The sequence below is a fragment of the Mycobacterium sp. 1465703.0 genome, from assembly GCF_001672975.1.
Classification (GTDB): domain Bacteria; phylum Actinomycetota; class Actinomycetes; order Mycobacteriales; family Mycobacteriaceae; genus Mycobacterium.
In genome coordinates this window covers 1-13,297 of record NZ_LZKU01000190.1, presented here as the reverse complement: position 1 = coordinate 13,297, position 13,297 = coordinate 1, and the positions used below count along the sequence as shown (strand labels likewise).

At 64.8% G+C, this 13,297-nt stretch carries 10 protein-coding genes; 5 read left to right on the top strand and 5 right to left on the bottom strand.

Annotated features, from left to right (window positions below):
• Positions 1-13: 13 nt before the first annotated feature.
• The 3 genes from A5625_RS17515 to A5625_RS17505 form a co-directional block, all read right to left on the bottom strand.
• The gene (locus A5625_RS17515) at positions 14-1,474 is read right to left on the bottom strand and encodes a condensation domain-containing protein (RefSeq protein ID WP_066996518.1); all 1,461 of its coding nucleotides are present in this window, start codon (positions 1,472-1,474) and stop codon (positions 14-16) included.
• A gap of 397 nt (positions 1,475-1,871) precedes the next feature.
• On the bottom strand, positions 1,872-2,420 hold the full coding sequence (locus A5625_RS17510; protein ID WP_066996514.1) for a hypothetical protein: 549 nt from the start codon (positions 2,418-2,420) through the stop codon (positions 1,872-1,874).
• A 23-nt stretch (positions 2,421-2,443) separates the two neighbouring features.
• Entirely contained in the window at positions 2,444-3,025 is a 582-nt protein-coding gene (locus A5625_RS17505; RefSeq protein ID WP_066996511.1) for a VOC family protein, read from the bottom strand.
• Positions 3,026-3,120: 95 nt separating this feature from the next.
• Here A5625_RS17505 and A5625_RS17500 point away from each other — a divergent pair, with 95 nt between their 5' ends.
• The 4 genes from A5625_RS17500 (at position 3,121) to A5625_RS17485 (ending at position 8,631) form a co-directional block, all read left to right on the top strand.
• Positions 3,121-3,756, top strand: coding sequence for a TetR/AcrR family transcriptional regulator (locus A5625_RS17500; RefSeq protein WP_066996508.1), 636 nt, complete (start codon positions 3,121-3,123; stop codon positions 3,754-3,756).
• 14 nt (positions 3,757-3,770) lie between these two features.
• Complete coding sequence (locus A5625_RS17495) at positions 3,771-4,901, top strand: alpha/beta hydrolase (protein WP_066996505.1); 1,131 nt, start codon at positions 3,771-3,773, stop codon at positions 4,899-4,901.
• Positions 4,902-5,074: 173 nt separating this feature from the next.
• A complete protein-coding gene (locus A5625_RS17490) occupies positions 5,075-7,276 on the top strand; it encodes an acyl-CoA dehydrogenase (protein WP_066996503.1) in 2,202 nt (733 codons plus the stop codon).
• A gap of 989 nt (positions 7,277-8,265) precedes the next feature.
• Complete coding sequence (locus A5625_RS17485; RefSeq protein ID WP_066996589.1) at positions 8,266-8,631, top strand: ATPase; 366 nt, start codon at positions 8,266-8,268, stop codon at positions 8,629-8,631.
• Between the two features lie 14 nt (positions 8,632-8,645).
• Here A5625_RS17485 and fadD2 read toward each other — a convergent pair whose 3' ends face one another.
• A complete protein-coding gene (gene fadD2, locus A5625_RS17480) occupies positions 8,646-10,325 on the bottom strand; it encodes a long-chain-fatty-acid--CoA ligase FadD2 (protein WP_066996586.1) in 1,680 nt (559 codons plus the stop codon).
• A 57-nt stretch (positions 10,326-10,382) separates the two neighbouring features.
• Between fadD2 and A5625_RS17475 the strand changes: the two genes are divergently transcribed.
• The gene (locus tag A5625_RS17475; RefSeq protein WP_066996500.1) at positions 10,383-11,666 is read left to right on the top strand and encodes a DNA polymerase domain-containing protein; all 1,284 of its coding nucleotides are present in this window, start codon (positions 10,383-10,385) and stop codon (positions 11,664-11,666) included.
• Position 11,667: 1 nt separating this feature from the next.
• Here the strand turns inward: A5625_RS17475 and A5625_RS17470 are convergent, their stop codons facing one another.
• Positions 11,668-13,059 carry an MFS transporter gene (locus A5625_RS17470; protein WP_066996497.1) on the bottom strand — a complete coding sequence of 464 codons (1,392 nt, stop codon included), beginning with the start codon at positions 13,057-13,059 and terminating at the stop codon, positions 11,668-11,670.
• Positions 13,060-13,297: the final 238 nt, after the last annotated feature.

The following is a 13,297-nucleotide window of genomic DNA, read 5'->3' as shown; positions in this document are numbered from 1 at the left end:
ACTCGCTCTCGTCTCACTCCGCCGTGAGGGCGTAAAGCCCATCCGAATCCTGCTGGGGTGCAACCACGCCCGGCTGATCTGGGGTGTTCTTGACGACGCGCGCGAACGCCCGGGTCAATGCCGCGATGTAGCGGTGCACCGACTCGCGCGCTATCTCGTTGTCCGGAAAGGAGATCGTCACTGTGGTGCTTGCGGCTTGCCGATTGATCCACATGTTGATGCCACCGTGCGACAGATTGTCGCCGTAGGTGCCCCAATTCGTCTCTGTCCACAACCCGGCGAGCGGTATCTTCCGGAAATCGAGGAAAGACAACATCATCGGCGGACGCGTGGGCAGCTTAATCCCCAATTCTTCGGGTGATGCCAATTCGAAGACACGCTCAACCGGCACATCGGCAAGGACCTTGGCGGCGTCGAACGACTTCTGGGCCGCCCGGGCTGCCTCGGAGAATGAACCGCCCGCGGTCGGCACCGTGACCGGAATCAGGCGGGCGAACCAACCCACCGTCATCGCCTCGCTGCCCGGCAACCGGGTATCCCTGGCCGTAAATCCGTGGTACGTCTCGCTGCCGGTCAATTCGCGCTCGGCCAACGCGGTGCACGCTAGAACTCCGCCCATGAACCTGGCTCCGGCCGCAGCGCAGATGCCGTCGAAAGTCTCCGTGTCTGCCGCGTCCAACAACTCGACTGTCAACAAGTCGCCTTTGCTGGTAGCCCAGGTATCACCCAGCGGCAGCGGGAAATTCGGCCATTCGCCGTCGGTGTCGCGGGCGAACGCGATCCAGTCCTTTATCTCCGGAGATGACAGGCTCAAGCTCGCAACCGTCTCCCGCTGCCGCGCGACGTAGTCGCGATAGCTGCTGACCTGAGGCGGCGGTGCTGGTTGATGTCGATACACACCCTGCGCGAGTTCCTGATATGTCAAATGAATGTCGAGAAAGATAAGGCCGGCGGACAGGCCGTCGATGTGCAGGTGGTCGACACTGGCATAGAAACTGAAATAGTCGGCGTGCTGGACGATACCGAATGTGAAGCAACCCCATTCGAGAGTTCCCGGAGTGCTCGTCAAGACATGTGTGCGTACCATTTCGGTAGTCATATGTCCGCACGCCATGGGGACGAAGTCAATTGCTTCTGGGTCGTCGATTGCGCGGCGCACGATGACGCCGTCCTCGAATTCGAACCAACTGTGATAGGTGTCGTGCCGAAGGACATGGGCGTTGATCGCCGTCGTCATCGCCGGCACGTCACAGACACCGGGAATGTCCCACGCCACGATCATCAGACGCGGTAGTTGCCTGTGCAAGACCTCACCGTGGTGGGCGGCCCAAAGATGTTGCGCCTGTTGATAGCTCGGAGGTAGAGCGCTTCGTGGCGCAGCACGGGCTGCGTCATACGAGCTAGGTGCGGCCATCCACATGGTGACTGGACCATACGGCGGTTGCCATTCGTTGATGTTGCCAAGCGAGACCATTTGCTTAAGTCCTCGTTCTGCCGATGTCGAATTGGCTTGCGCGCATCAAGTGGCACAAGGCAATTCGTGCATGGCTTTTTTCGCGCAGCACCAATCCCCATTAGGCTGAAATCTTTGCGACGTGCTTCCCGATATGTCAGGAGCCGAACCTATGACGTCGCTTTGCACCCCCTGTGAACGCTGGCGTCGACGGTAGTGCACCCAGACGTCGAATGCAACAACTAACCGAAATTGTTTCATTCGCGGTTCACGGGCAGGCTGTTTGCTGAATTTGCTAGCCAGGCCCGGGAATTCGGGATCGCGCTCGTCAATCAGCGAACCTCGCTGCTCGATGAGGTCGCTCAGTTCACCGCGTGATTGCGACTTCGGCGGCTCGCCGAGCCAAACCTGAACGGCCTCAGGGGAACAGCGGTAGCTGCCAAAGCCGCATGCCCGGGTGCAACAACCACAAGCGCATCATGGTGAGCCGCGTGATACGCTGCGCGCTGAAGATCATGAATGCAGCCAATGGCACCTCGATGAACAGCGCCGTGATCACCGACAGCCAGATGTCCTTGGGACCGGCGGTCATCAGGTCGAACCACGCGTCGCAGATCAACAGCACGCCGGTGGTGAAGGCGGCGAGCACCAACAGCTGACGGCGCAGGTAGCCGAGCACCGCCGTCGTCAACATGAACCCGACCAGCAGCACGTCGAAGCCGACCCAGGTGATCGGCCAGTTGTGGGCGACGTAGTTCTCCGGCAGCGTCACGGACAGATACCCCAGCCAGGGAACCATCGCCATGGAACCGCCGACCATCAAGCTCAACCGGATGCGTCGCACCCGCGCCAGAAACTCCGGGTCGATCACGTCGCCCAGCGGCTGCTCGAGTCGGGTGATCAGATCCCGCCGTTGCTCGGGCGTCAGCGCCGCGATCTGCTCATCCGTCAGAATGCCGTCGGTCATCAAAACATCTCGGCCTGGTCGAATCAGCGGGCGGCACCCACCGGTGGCCGGCGGTCCGCCGCGGTCTTGGGCACAGCCTTTGCATCGCCGCTTTCGAATTCCTTGACCCAACAAGCAAATTCAAGGGTAATGCCGTCCGGGTCCTGGAAATAGAACGAGCGCACGTAGACGCCGGGATGCACGGTCGCCGACACCTGCATGGCGCTTTCGTCGTGGTTGAGCACCGGACCGACCCGCACCCCTTTGTCCTTGAGACGCTGACGGTAGGCATCGAACCTTTCGGCCGGCACGTGGAAGGCCAGATGGTTCATGGTGCTCACCGCGCTGGTGATGTCGCCGATGCCGGGAATGGCACCAGGCGAGGAGATCCCCGGCACCCGGTCGGGTGCGTCGGCGAACCAGAAGAAGGCCACACAGTCGCCATTGCCGGCGTCGAAGAAGAAGTGCTGACCCGCGCCGCCGGGTAGATCGAGCGATTTGATCAGCGGCATGCCGAGGATATCGGTGTAGAAGTCGACCGTCTTGGCCATGTCCGAACACACCAGCGCGACATGGTTGATCCCGCCGAGTTCGAATTCCGAGTTGGTGTTGTGCGGCTTGATCATCGGTGGCTCCCCTCGGTCCCCGGCTTGACGATCCTGGCCAAGATCCAAATCTGAATCTAACATCAGTTTCAGTTTTCGCCCAGGGAGGTGCGTAAGTGTCGAGCGCGGCGTGCGCTGCCGGCCGGGACGGCCGGCCCGCCGAGTTGCCCACCCTTCGCGGCAGGCGGACGCAGGCCGCCATCGATGCGGCCGCCCGAACGGTCATCGCGCGCAAAGGCGTCCTGGCGACGACCATCGCCGACATCGCCGCGGAAGCGGGACGTTCGGCGGCGTCCTTCTACAACTACTACGACTCCAAAGAGGCGATGGTGCGTCAGTGGGCGCAGCGCTTCCGCGACGAGGCCAACGAGCGCGCGTTGCCGGTGACCGAACATGGCCTGTCCGATCGTGAGCGCGCCCACGCCGCCGCCGCCGCGCACTGGCACACCTACCGGCACCGGTTGGCCGAGATGATCGGCGTGTTCCAGCTGGCGATGATCAACGACGACTTCGCCCAGTACTGGGCCGAAATCTGCGAGGTGCCAATATCTTTCATCGCAGACTCAGTCCGGCGCGCCCAGGCCGAAGGCTATTGCCGCGACGACGACCCACGGCTCATCGCGGAGGCGATCGTGGCGATGTTCAACCAGTTCTGCTACATCCAGCTTGGGGGGACCCGTTCGGAGGAACCCGACGATCAGGCCTGCATCCGAACCCTGGCCAACATCTACTACCGAGCCATCTATGGCTGAGGAGGACCGCTGAATTGACTCGTCGCACCGGTGCCGGAGTCATCCGTGAATTCATCGGGCTGCCGTCGCCCACGGCGGGCCGGGCCGGCGCGGGCGGGCATCCGTGCCAGGGGCTCTATTACCGCGGCGTGGGACGCAAACCCAAAGTCGCGATGATCGCCACCCACTATCAGATCGATTTCTCCGAGCACTACCTCGCCGACTACATGGCCACCCGCGGCATCGGATTTCTCGGCTGGAACACCAGGTTTCGCGGCTTTGAAAGCAGCTTTCTGCTCGACCACGCGCTGGTCGACATCGGCGTCGGAGTGCGCTGGCTGCGTGACGTCCAGGGCGTGGACACCGTTGTGCTGCTGGGCAACTCGGGCGGCGGCTCGTTGATGGCGGCCTACCAGTCACAGGCCGTCGAACCGAACGTCACTCCCCTGGACGGAATGCGTCCGGCGGCCGGACTGGCCGAATTACCGCCCGCCGACGGCTATGTGGCCACCGCCGCCCATCCCGGGCGCCCGGAGGTGCTCACCGCCTGGATGGACGCCGCCGTCGTCGACGAGAACGACCCGGTTGCCACCGACCCCGACCTCGACCTGTTCAACGAACGCAACGGTCCGGCCTACTCACCGGAATTCCTCGCCCGTTACCGCAACGCGCAGACCGCGCGCAACCACGCCATCACCGACTGGGCCGAAACGGAGCTCAAACGTGTTCGCGCAGCCGGGTTTTCCGATCGTCCGTTCAGTGTGATGCGGACCTGGGCCGATCCCCGGATGGTCGACCCCACCATGGAGCCCACCAAGCGAGCTCCCAACATGTGTTACGCGGGCGTCCCGGCCAAGGCGAACCGTTCGGCGTACGGCATCGCGGCGGCCTGCACACTGCGCAACTGGCTGAGCATGTGGAGCCTGCGGGTGGCGCAGACCCGCGCCGAACCGCACTTGTCCCGCATCAGCTGTCCCGCACTGGTGATCAATGCCGAGGCCGACACCGGGGTGTTTCCCTCCGACGCCCAACGCATCTTCGACGCGCTCGCCGGCACCGACAAGACACAGGCCTCGGTGGACACCGACCACTACTTCACCACCCCGGGGGCACGCAGCGAGCAGGCCGACACCATCGCCCAATGGATCGGCAAACGGTGGCGCTGACGGTTCCCGGCCGATTTCGTTCGCGGCGCCTGGTGGGGTCGGCCCGGTGTGGTCGGGGTGGTCGCCCTGGGCCGAAGGGGCAGCCGCCAACCCATCTCGTCACCCAACCGACTGGTTGTTAGCTTGGAAGGTACTTGGCCGAAACGGCATCCTGCAGCAACGGAAGGCGACCAATGCCGATCGCGATAAATCCTGAGCATCAAGAACTGGCCGATTCCGTGCGGTCGCTGGTGGCGCGCATCGCGCCGTCCGAGACGCTGCACGCGGCCATGGAAACTCCGCTGGAGAACCCTCCGCCGTACTGGCAGGCCGCGGCCGAGCAGGGACTGCAGGGCGTTCACTTGGCCGAATCCGTCGGCGGGCAAGGCTTCGGCATCCTCGAGTTGGCCATTGTGCTGGCCGAATTCGGTTATGGGGCGGTGCCGGGCCCCTTCGTGCCGTCGGCGATCGCCAGCGCGCTGATCTCCGCGCACGACCCGGACGCCAAGGTGCTCTCGGAGTTGGCCTCGGGCGCCGAAATCGCCTCCTACGGGCTGAACTGTTGTGCGCTCACCGCCACCCGGCACGGCGACTCACTGGTGATCCGTGGTGAAGTTCGAGCAGTGCCCGCCGCGGCGCAGGCCACCCTGCTGGTGCTCCCGGTGGCGATCGACAGCGGCGAAGCGTGGGTGGTGCTGCACGCCGACCAGCTCGAGATCGAACCGGTCAAGAGCCTGGATCCGCTGCGACCCATCGCCGACGTGCGAGCCAACGCCGTAGAGGTCAGCGACGACGTCGTGCTGACGAACCTGAGCATGGCGACCGCGCACGCGCTGATGACCACGCTGCTGTCCGCCGAAGCGATCGGGGTGGCGCGCTGGGCGACCGACACAGCCTCCCACTACGCCAAGATCCGCGAGCAGTTCGGCCGTCCGATCGGCCAATTCCAGGCCATCAAGCACAAGTGCGCCGAGATGATCGCCGACACCGAGCGAGCAACCGCGGCGGTCTGGGATGCCGCCCGGGCGATCGACGAAGCGCGCGAAAACAATTGGGACACAGCAGGTTCACACGTCGAATTTGCCGCCGCCGTCGCGGCGACGCTGGCGCCGGCAGCCGCCCAGCGCTGCGCGCAGGACTGCATTCAGGTGCACGGCGGGATCGGCTTCACCTGGGAGCACGACACCAACGTGTACTACCGCCGGGCACTGATGCTGGCCGCCTCCTTCGGCCGCAGTTCGGACTATCCCCAGAAAGTCGTCGACACCGCGACCACCACCGGCATGCGCGCGGTGGATATCGACCTCGATCCCGACACCGAGAAGTTACGAGCCGAGATCCGGGCCGAAGTCTCCGCGCTCAAGGAGATCGAGCGCGAGCAGCGCAAGGTCGCCATCGCCGAGGGCGGCTGGGTGCTGCCTTATCTGCCGAAGCCATGGGGGCGGGCGGCCAGTCCGGTGGAGCAGATCATCATTGCGCAGGAGTTCAGCTCCGGGCGGGTCAAGCGGCCGCAGACCGGGATCGCCACCTGGATCGTCCCGTCGATCGTGGCGTTCGGAACCGAGGAACAAAAGCAGCGGTTCCTGCCGCCGACCTTCCGCGGCGAAATGGTGTGGTGCCAACTGTTTTCCGAGCCGGGCGCCGGATCGGACTTGGCCAGTCTCACCACCAAGGCCACCCGGACCGACGGTGGCTGGCGCATCACCGGCCAGAAGATCTGGACCACCGCCGCGCAGTTCTCCCAGTGGGGCGCGCTGTTGGCCAGAACGGATCCCAGCGCCCCTAAGCACAGCGGGATCACCTACTTCCTGTTGGACATGCACAGTGAAGGCGTCGACGTGAAGCCGCTGCGCGAGCTCACCGGCAACGCCATGTTCAACACCGTCTACATCGATGATGTGTTCGTGCCCGATGACTGCGTGCTCGGTGAGGTCAACCGCGGCTGGGAGGTCAGCCGCAATACCCTCACCGCCGAGCGGGTGTCGATCGGCAGCAGCGAGGCGAACTTCCTGGCCACGCTGGCACAGTTCGTCGAATTCATTCGCGACGGCCACTTCGACCAGATCGCTCAGCATCGAGCTGGTCAATTGATCGCCGAGGGGCACGCGGCCAAGGTGCTGAATCTGCGCTCCACACTGTTGACGCTGGCCGGCGGGGACGCCATGCCGTCGGCGGCGATCTCCAAACTGCTGTCGATGCGCACCGGCCAGGGGTATGCCGAATTCGCGGTTTCTTCGTTCGGCACCGACGCCGCGATCGGCGACCCGGACCAATTGCCCGGTAAATGGGGCGAGTACCTATTGGCCAGCCGGGCCACCACCATTTACGGCGGCACCTCGGAGGTGCAGCTGAACATCATTGCCGAACGGCTGCTGGGCCTGCCCCGCGATCCGTAAAGCGCGACAAAGGCCCCAAACAGGGCCATGCCGACCTGACTAAGTCAGGCCGGCATGGTTCCCCCCAACCGCGGTCCGTCCATCCCGAGGGTTGGCGTGTCGGCGATGTCCGGCTACCGCGCGGAGATGGTGATCACCACCACCAGTTCGACCAGTGCCGGGGACCCCAGTGGTCATCCCCACGGCCCCAGTTGCCGCGGTCCCAGTGGCCATTTCCCCGACCGTCATGGCCACCCCAACCGCGACCGCCGGGGCGATCGGGAATGAAGCCCGACCCACTGTGGGGCCCGGCACTGGCGAAGCTGGTGGCGGGTGCCGGTGCAGGGGCGGCGTGGGCTGCAGGGGCGCCGCCGAACAGCAACGCTCCAGCCACAGCCCCGGCCCCCATCGCACCTGCGGCCACGCCGCGTATCGATCGTGAGGAGATCATCTAAGTCATTCCTTCCAACCAGTTGCCCGTTGCCAAAAACGTTAGTGGGACATTTTTGAGCAAACAAGGGAAATTCGTCTTTTTCTGTTGTGAATTGAGTAACAATGATGCCGAGCTGGGCAATTAGTGCCCGCCTCTATTGATCCGTATTTGTGCAATCCATCTATTCGCAAATACTGACCCTGCTGCCTTTCTTGGCCCGGATAAATCCAGCTCAATAGGCATCTACTGATCTACTGGCATGGGCGCGACGTATCTACTGAAGTCAGGTTTTGCGCATTAGCGCATTTGCGCATGATAGCAGTTTTGAAGTACTGGAAAGGACTCATCGGCCACTGCTACGTTAACGCCATTCCGCCCAGCAGCTACTTTCATTTATTCGCGACACGACCTGCGCACTGAAGAGGCTTCCCCGTCGCGCGTTCAGGGTCCCGTCCGACCGGGCCGCACGCGGCCCGGCGACGCGACTTAGGCTGGCGTCGGTGACAGAATCAGTATTGACACACACCGGCACCGAGCGCTGATTTACTGATTGGCACTGACGGAGGAAGACACCGAAGTGAACTTCAACAGCAGCCACAGCGGACCCAGCGTCGGAGCCTTCCGCGCCCCCAACTCGGCCACCGGCCCGGGCGGGGACGCCGCCCCGACCGAGCGGCTCACCAGTCTCGGACAGCCGGGCGGTCCGCGCATCGCCAGCCAGCCGGCGGTCGGCACGCAGGGACGCACCCAGCGGACACGTCGGACCGTCGATTTACCGGCGGCCACTCACCGCGCCCTCGACATCTGGCAGCGTGAGGCGGCCGACCGGCTCGGCGTGGCCCGGGTGACCGGGCAAGAGGTCATCACCGCGCTCATCGACCAGCTGCTGGCCGACCCCAAACTGACGGCGCAGATCACCCGCGCCATCAAAGACCGTCGCTGACTGGCCCGAACCGGCTAGTCGACGTCCATTTCGCGCAACTCGCGCTTGAGGACCTTGCCCGTCGGGTTGCGCGGCAACTCGTCGAGGAAGACCACTTCCCGCGGCACCTTGTAGCGGGCCAGGTGGTCGCGCACGTAGTGCTTGACGGTGTCCTCGTCGAGGTCGGCGCCGTCCTTCTTCACCACGAAGGCGCGCAGGCGGTGGCCCCACTCCTTGTCTTCGACGCCGATCGCGGTGGCCTCCACCACGTCCGGATGCCCGCTGATGAGGTCTTCGACCTCGGCCGGGAAGACGTTCTCGCCGCCGGAGACGATCATCTCGTCGTCGCGACCGCTGATGAACAACAGGCCGTTTTCGTCGAAGTAACCCACGTCGCCCGAGGACAACAGCCCGTCGATGATCTGTTTCTTACCTCCGCCGGTGTAACCCTCGAACGGGAAGGCGTTGCCGACGAAGATGCGACCGACATCCCCCTGCGGCACCTCTTTGCCGTTGTCGTCGTAGATCTTGACCTTCACACCCTTGACGACCGGGCCAACGGTCGACGAGTTGTACTCCAGGTGCTTGGGTTCGGCGATGGTCGCAAATGCGATCTCGGTCGAGCCGTACATGTTGTAGATGACCGGTCCCAGGTCCTTCAGGCCTCGTTCGGCCAGGTCGGCTCCCAGCGCCGATCCGGATACGAACACGATCCTCAGGCTGGAGAGGTCGGGTTTCTTGTCCATCTTCTCGATCGTGTCCAGGATGCGTGACAACATCACCGGGACGACGACCATCGCGGTCACCTTGTACTTCTCGATGTCCTCCAGCACGTGCGGCGGCTTGAACTTGCGGCGTAGCACCAGCGTCGAGCCCAAAAACATTGCGATCGTGCCGTGCAGGAAACCCAGCGCGTGGAACATCGGAGCGGGCAACGAAGTCACCTCGCCGGCCTTGAACGGGACGTGCGACAGGATGCCGCCGATCGGCGCCAGCGTCGGCGGCGTGCTGCGGTTCGCGCCCTTGGGGGTGCCGGTGGTGCCACTGGTCAGGATGATGATCGACGAGTGCTTGCTCGCCTTGGGCGCGGGCTTCTTGTCGCTGCGCTCGATCAGGTCGGCCAGTGTGTCGTCCTTGCTGCCGGACGGCTCGTCGGCGTCGGGATTGGTCCCGAGCGCCCGCAGTTTGCCCAGCTCTGGCGAGGCTTTGCTGACCGCTTTGGTGTACTCGTCGTCGTAAATGATCAGCTTGGCGCCCTCGCGCTCGGACACCTCTTTGATCTGCGGGCCGGAGAACTCGCTGTTGAGCAGGATGATGCGGGCGCCCACCCGCGCAGCGCCGAAGTACGCGATCAGAAACCAGCGACTGTTGCGGGCCAGGATGGCGACCCCGTCGCCGCCCTTGACGCCCTTCTCGATCAGCCCGTTGGCCACCGCGTGCGCGGCCTCGTCGAGTTCCTTGAAGGTGAATTCGCCCTCTTCGTCGATGCACGCCGCGCGGTCGGGTTGGCGCCTGGCGTTGAGCGCCGGCAGCATGCCGAACTCGCCCCACTTATAGATGTCGGCGGCCATCGCGGCGTAGTTCTGCGGCGGCTCGATCCGGAATGCACCCGATTCGAAGACCTTGCGCACGTAGTGCAATTCGGCCGACCCGCGTTCGACGTATTGCTGGACTTTGGCGGCGGCCTGTGCGGGCAGTCCGAGGAGATTAGGCATGAAATCCACCTTATGTGACGTCCGTCTCAGTACGGCCAGAAATTCTGGCGAATTAGCATGAACCACATGTCCCGTCCGGTTTCGCTGGAGGTGGCCGGGCGCCAGGTCACCATCACTCACCCAGACAAGGTGGTGTTCCCCCGAGCGAGCGATTATGAAACCACGGGTCGCGATTCGGGCCCCTACACCAAGCTCGACCTAGTGCGCTATTACCTGTCCGTGGCCGACGGCGCGCTGCGTGGCGTGGCCGGCCGGCCGATGATCCTGAAGCGCTTCGTCCACGGCATCACCGAAGAAGCGGTGTTTCAGAAGCGCGCCCCGGCCAAGCGGCCCGACTGGGTCGACGTTGCCGAACTGCGTTATGCGCGAGGCACTTCGGCTGCCGAGGCGGTGATCCACGATGCCGCGGGACTGGCGTGGGCGATCAACCTGGGCTGCGTCGACCTCAACCCGCACCCGGTGCTTGCCGACGACCTCGACCACCCCGACGAACTGCGGGTCGACTTGGATCCGATGCCCGGGGTTTCCTGGCGGCGCATCGTCGACGTCGCGCTGGTGGCCCGCGAGGTGCTCGAGGACTATGGCCTGACCCCATGGCCCAAGACATCTGGATCGCGCGGCTTTCACATCTATGCCCGCATCGCGCCACGCTGGGAGTTCCGCCAGGTGCGGCTGGCCGCGCAGACCGTTGCCCGCGAAGTCGAGCGACGCGTACCCGACGCCGCGACCAGCCGGTGGTGGAAGGAAGAACGCGAAGGGGTGTTCGTCGACTTCAACCAGAACGCGAAGGACCGCACCGTCGCATCGGCGTACTCAGTACGGGCGACGCCCGATGCCCGGGTCTCGACACCGCTGCAGTGGGACGAGGTCGCCGACTGCCGGCCGGAGGCGTTCACCATCGACACCGTGCCCGCCCGGTTCGCCGAACTGGGCGATCCGTGGGCGGGAATCGATGACGCGGTCGGCGAGCTGGACCGGCTGCTGGTGCTCGCCGAAGAGATGGGACCGCCCGAACGCGCGCCGAAAGGCTCGGGCAACCGCTCCGGCGGAGCGGCAGGCCGCAGGCAATCCGCGATGCCGCTGATCGAGATCGCCCGCACCAAGACCAAGGACGAGGCAATGGCGGCGCTGGACGTCTGGCGCGACCGCTACCCCGAGGCGGCCGGCCGACTCGAGCCGATAGACATCCTGGTCGACGGGATGCGCGGGCCCAGTTCGATCTGGTACCGGATCCGGATCAACCTGCAGCACGTTCCCGACGACCAACGGCCACCGCAGGAAGAGCTGATCGCCGACTACAGCCCCTGGGATGGATACAGCGGACGGCAGAAGCCGTCCTGAGCTAGATCCCCACCCGGGTGATCGCGTTGTGCTTGCGCAGGTAGCAGTACCAGGTGACGCCGAGCAGGGCGAGGAAGAACACGACGTAGAACCGCAACGCCGGTTCGATGCTGCCGAACGCCGATTTCGACCACGCGTATGCCAGCGGAACCACGAACCCGCCGAAGGCACCCACCGCCGAGATGACGCCCAGCGCACCGGCGGCCTGGCGGCGCATGGCCACCATGGTGTCGGGATCGCCACCGGCCAACTCGCCCTTGACCTTGAAGATCCGCGAGATCATCCGGTAGGTCGAACCATTGCCGATGCCGGTCGCGACGAACAGGAACATGAAGCTGGCGAAGAAGGCCGGCAGGTTGACCGCCTTCACCGACCACAGCGCCGCCGCCGCCCCGATCGCGAGCATCACGAAGCTGGTGGCGGTGATGCGGGCGCCACCGATCCGGTCGGCCAGCTTGCCGCCCAGGGGCCGGATGACCGATCCGATGCCGGCGCCCAGAAAGGCCCAGGCCAGGGCGATGTCGCCGCGCCCGAACACCGTCTTGAGCAGCGTCGGGAAGGCGGCCGAGTAGCCGATGAACGACCCGAAGGTGCCGATGTACAGCAGCGACATGATCCAGGTGTCGGGATGCCGCAGCGACTCCAGCACCGGCCGCACGTCGGTCTTGGCCTCGGTGAGGTTGTCCATGAACAAGAACGCACAGACTGCGGCCACCACGGCCAGCGGCACATAGAACAGCCCGGCCCGCGACAGCGCCATCCCGCCGCCGGCGATGACGATGGGCGGGATGATTTTCTGCACGACGGCGACGCCGATGTTGCCGCCGGCCGCATTCAGGCCCAGCGCCCAGCCCTTGTCCTTCTCCGGGTAGAAGAACGAGATGTTGGCCATCGACGAGGCGAAGTTGCCGCCACCGAAGCCGGCGGTCGCGGCGATCGCCACCAGGGCGCCGAACGGGATGCCGGGATGGCTCACCGCCCACGCCAGCAGCAGGCACGGAATCAGCAGCAGCGCCGCGGAGATGGTCGTCCAGTTGCGGCCGCCGAACAGCGGAACCGCAAAGGTGTAGGGCAATCTCAGAAACGCCCCGACACCGCTGGGGACCGCGACCAGGCACAGCGCCTGGCTGGCGCTGAGCGCCCATCCGGACGCGGCGGGGTGCCCGTGCGCATTGGCTGTCATCTGCACCACCACGATGCTCCACAACATCCACACGCTGAACCCGACGTGCTCGGCGAAGATCGAGAAGATCAGGTTCCGGCGGGCGATCGGCCTGCCGGTCGTCTCCCAGAATGCGGGGTCTTCGGGCCGCCAGTCGTCGATCCAGTGCCGCCCCTTATGACGCTCGCGCGGTGGCGCGGGCTGCAACGCCGGGGTGATGGTCGTGGTCATCTGGTGAGACTCCTGGGTTGAGTGAGGCACGGGCAGTGACCACTCGACGCTAAAGATGCACTGTTACCGGTCTGGGTGTGCACAGTTACGTGGGCGATACGCAGATCTCGCAACGGCCCGGCGGCGTTTGTCAGAACTCTGCAACGCAGACACGTCAGGAGGCCACCGCGCGGCGTCGATGCGGGACAATCGGCGCATGCAGGTGACTGAGGCTCCCCTCGGCCTACGGGAGCGCAAA

What these genes read in the sequence shown, in the direction of transcription:
- A5625_RS17515 (WP_066996518.1), bottom strand. Translation starts at nt 1,474, where the DNA reads ATGGTCTCGCTTGGCAACATCAACGAATGGCAACCGCCGTATGGTCCA.
- A5625_RS17510 (WP_066996514.1), bottom strand. Translation starts at nt 2,420, where the DNA reads ATGACCGACGGCATTCTGACGGATGAGCAGATCGCGGCGCTGACGCCC.
- A5625_RS17505 (WP_066996511.1), bottom strand. Translation starts at nt 3,025, where the DNA reads ATGATCAAGCCGCACAACACCAACTCGGAATTCGAACTCGGCGGGATC.
- A5625_RS17490 (WP_066996503.1), top strand. Translation starts at nt 5,075, where the DNA reads ATGCCGATCGCGATAAATCCTGAGCATCAAGAACTGGCCGATTCCGTG.
- fadD2 (WP_066996586.1), bottom strand. Translation starts at nt 10,325, where the DNA reads ATGCCTAATCTCCTCGGACTGCCCGCACAGGCCGCCGCCAAAGTCCAG.
- A5625_RS17475 (WP_066996500.1), top strand. Translation starts at nt 10,383, where the DNA reads ATGAACCACATGTCCCGTCCGGTTTCGCTGGAGGTGGCCGGGCGCCAG.
- A5625_RS17470 (WP_066996497.1), bottom strand. Translation starts at nt 13,059, where the DNA reads ATGACCACGACCATCACCCCGGCGTTGCAGCCCGCGCCACCGCGCGAG.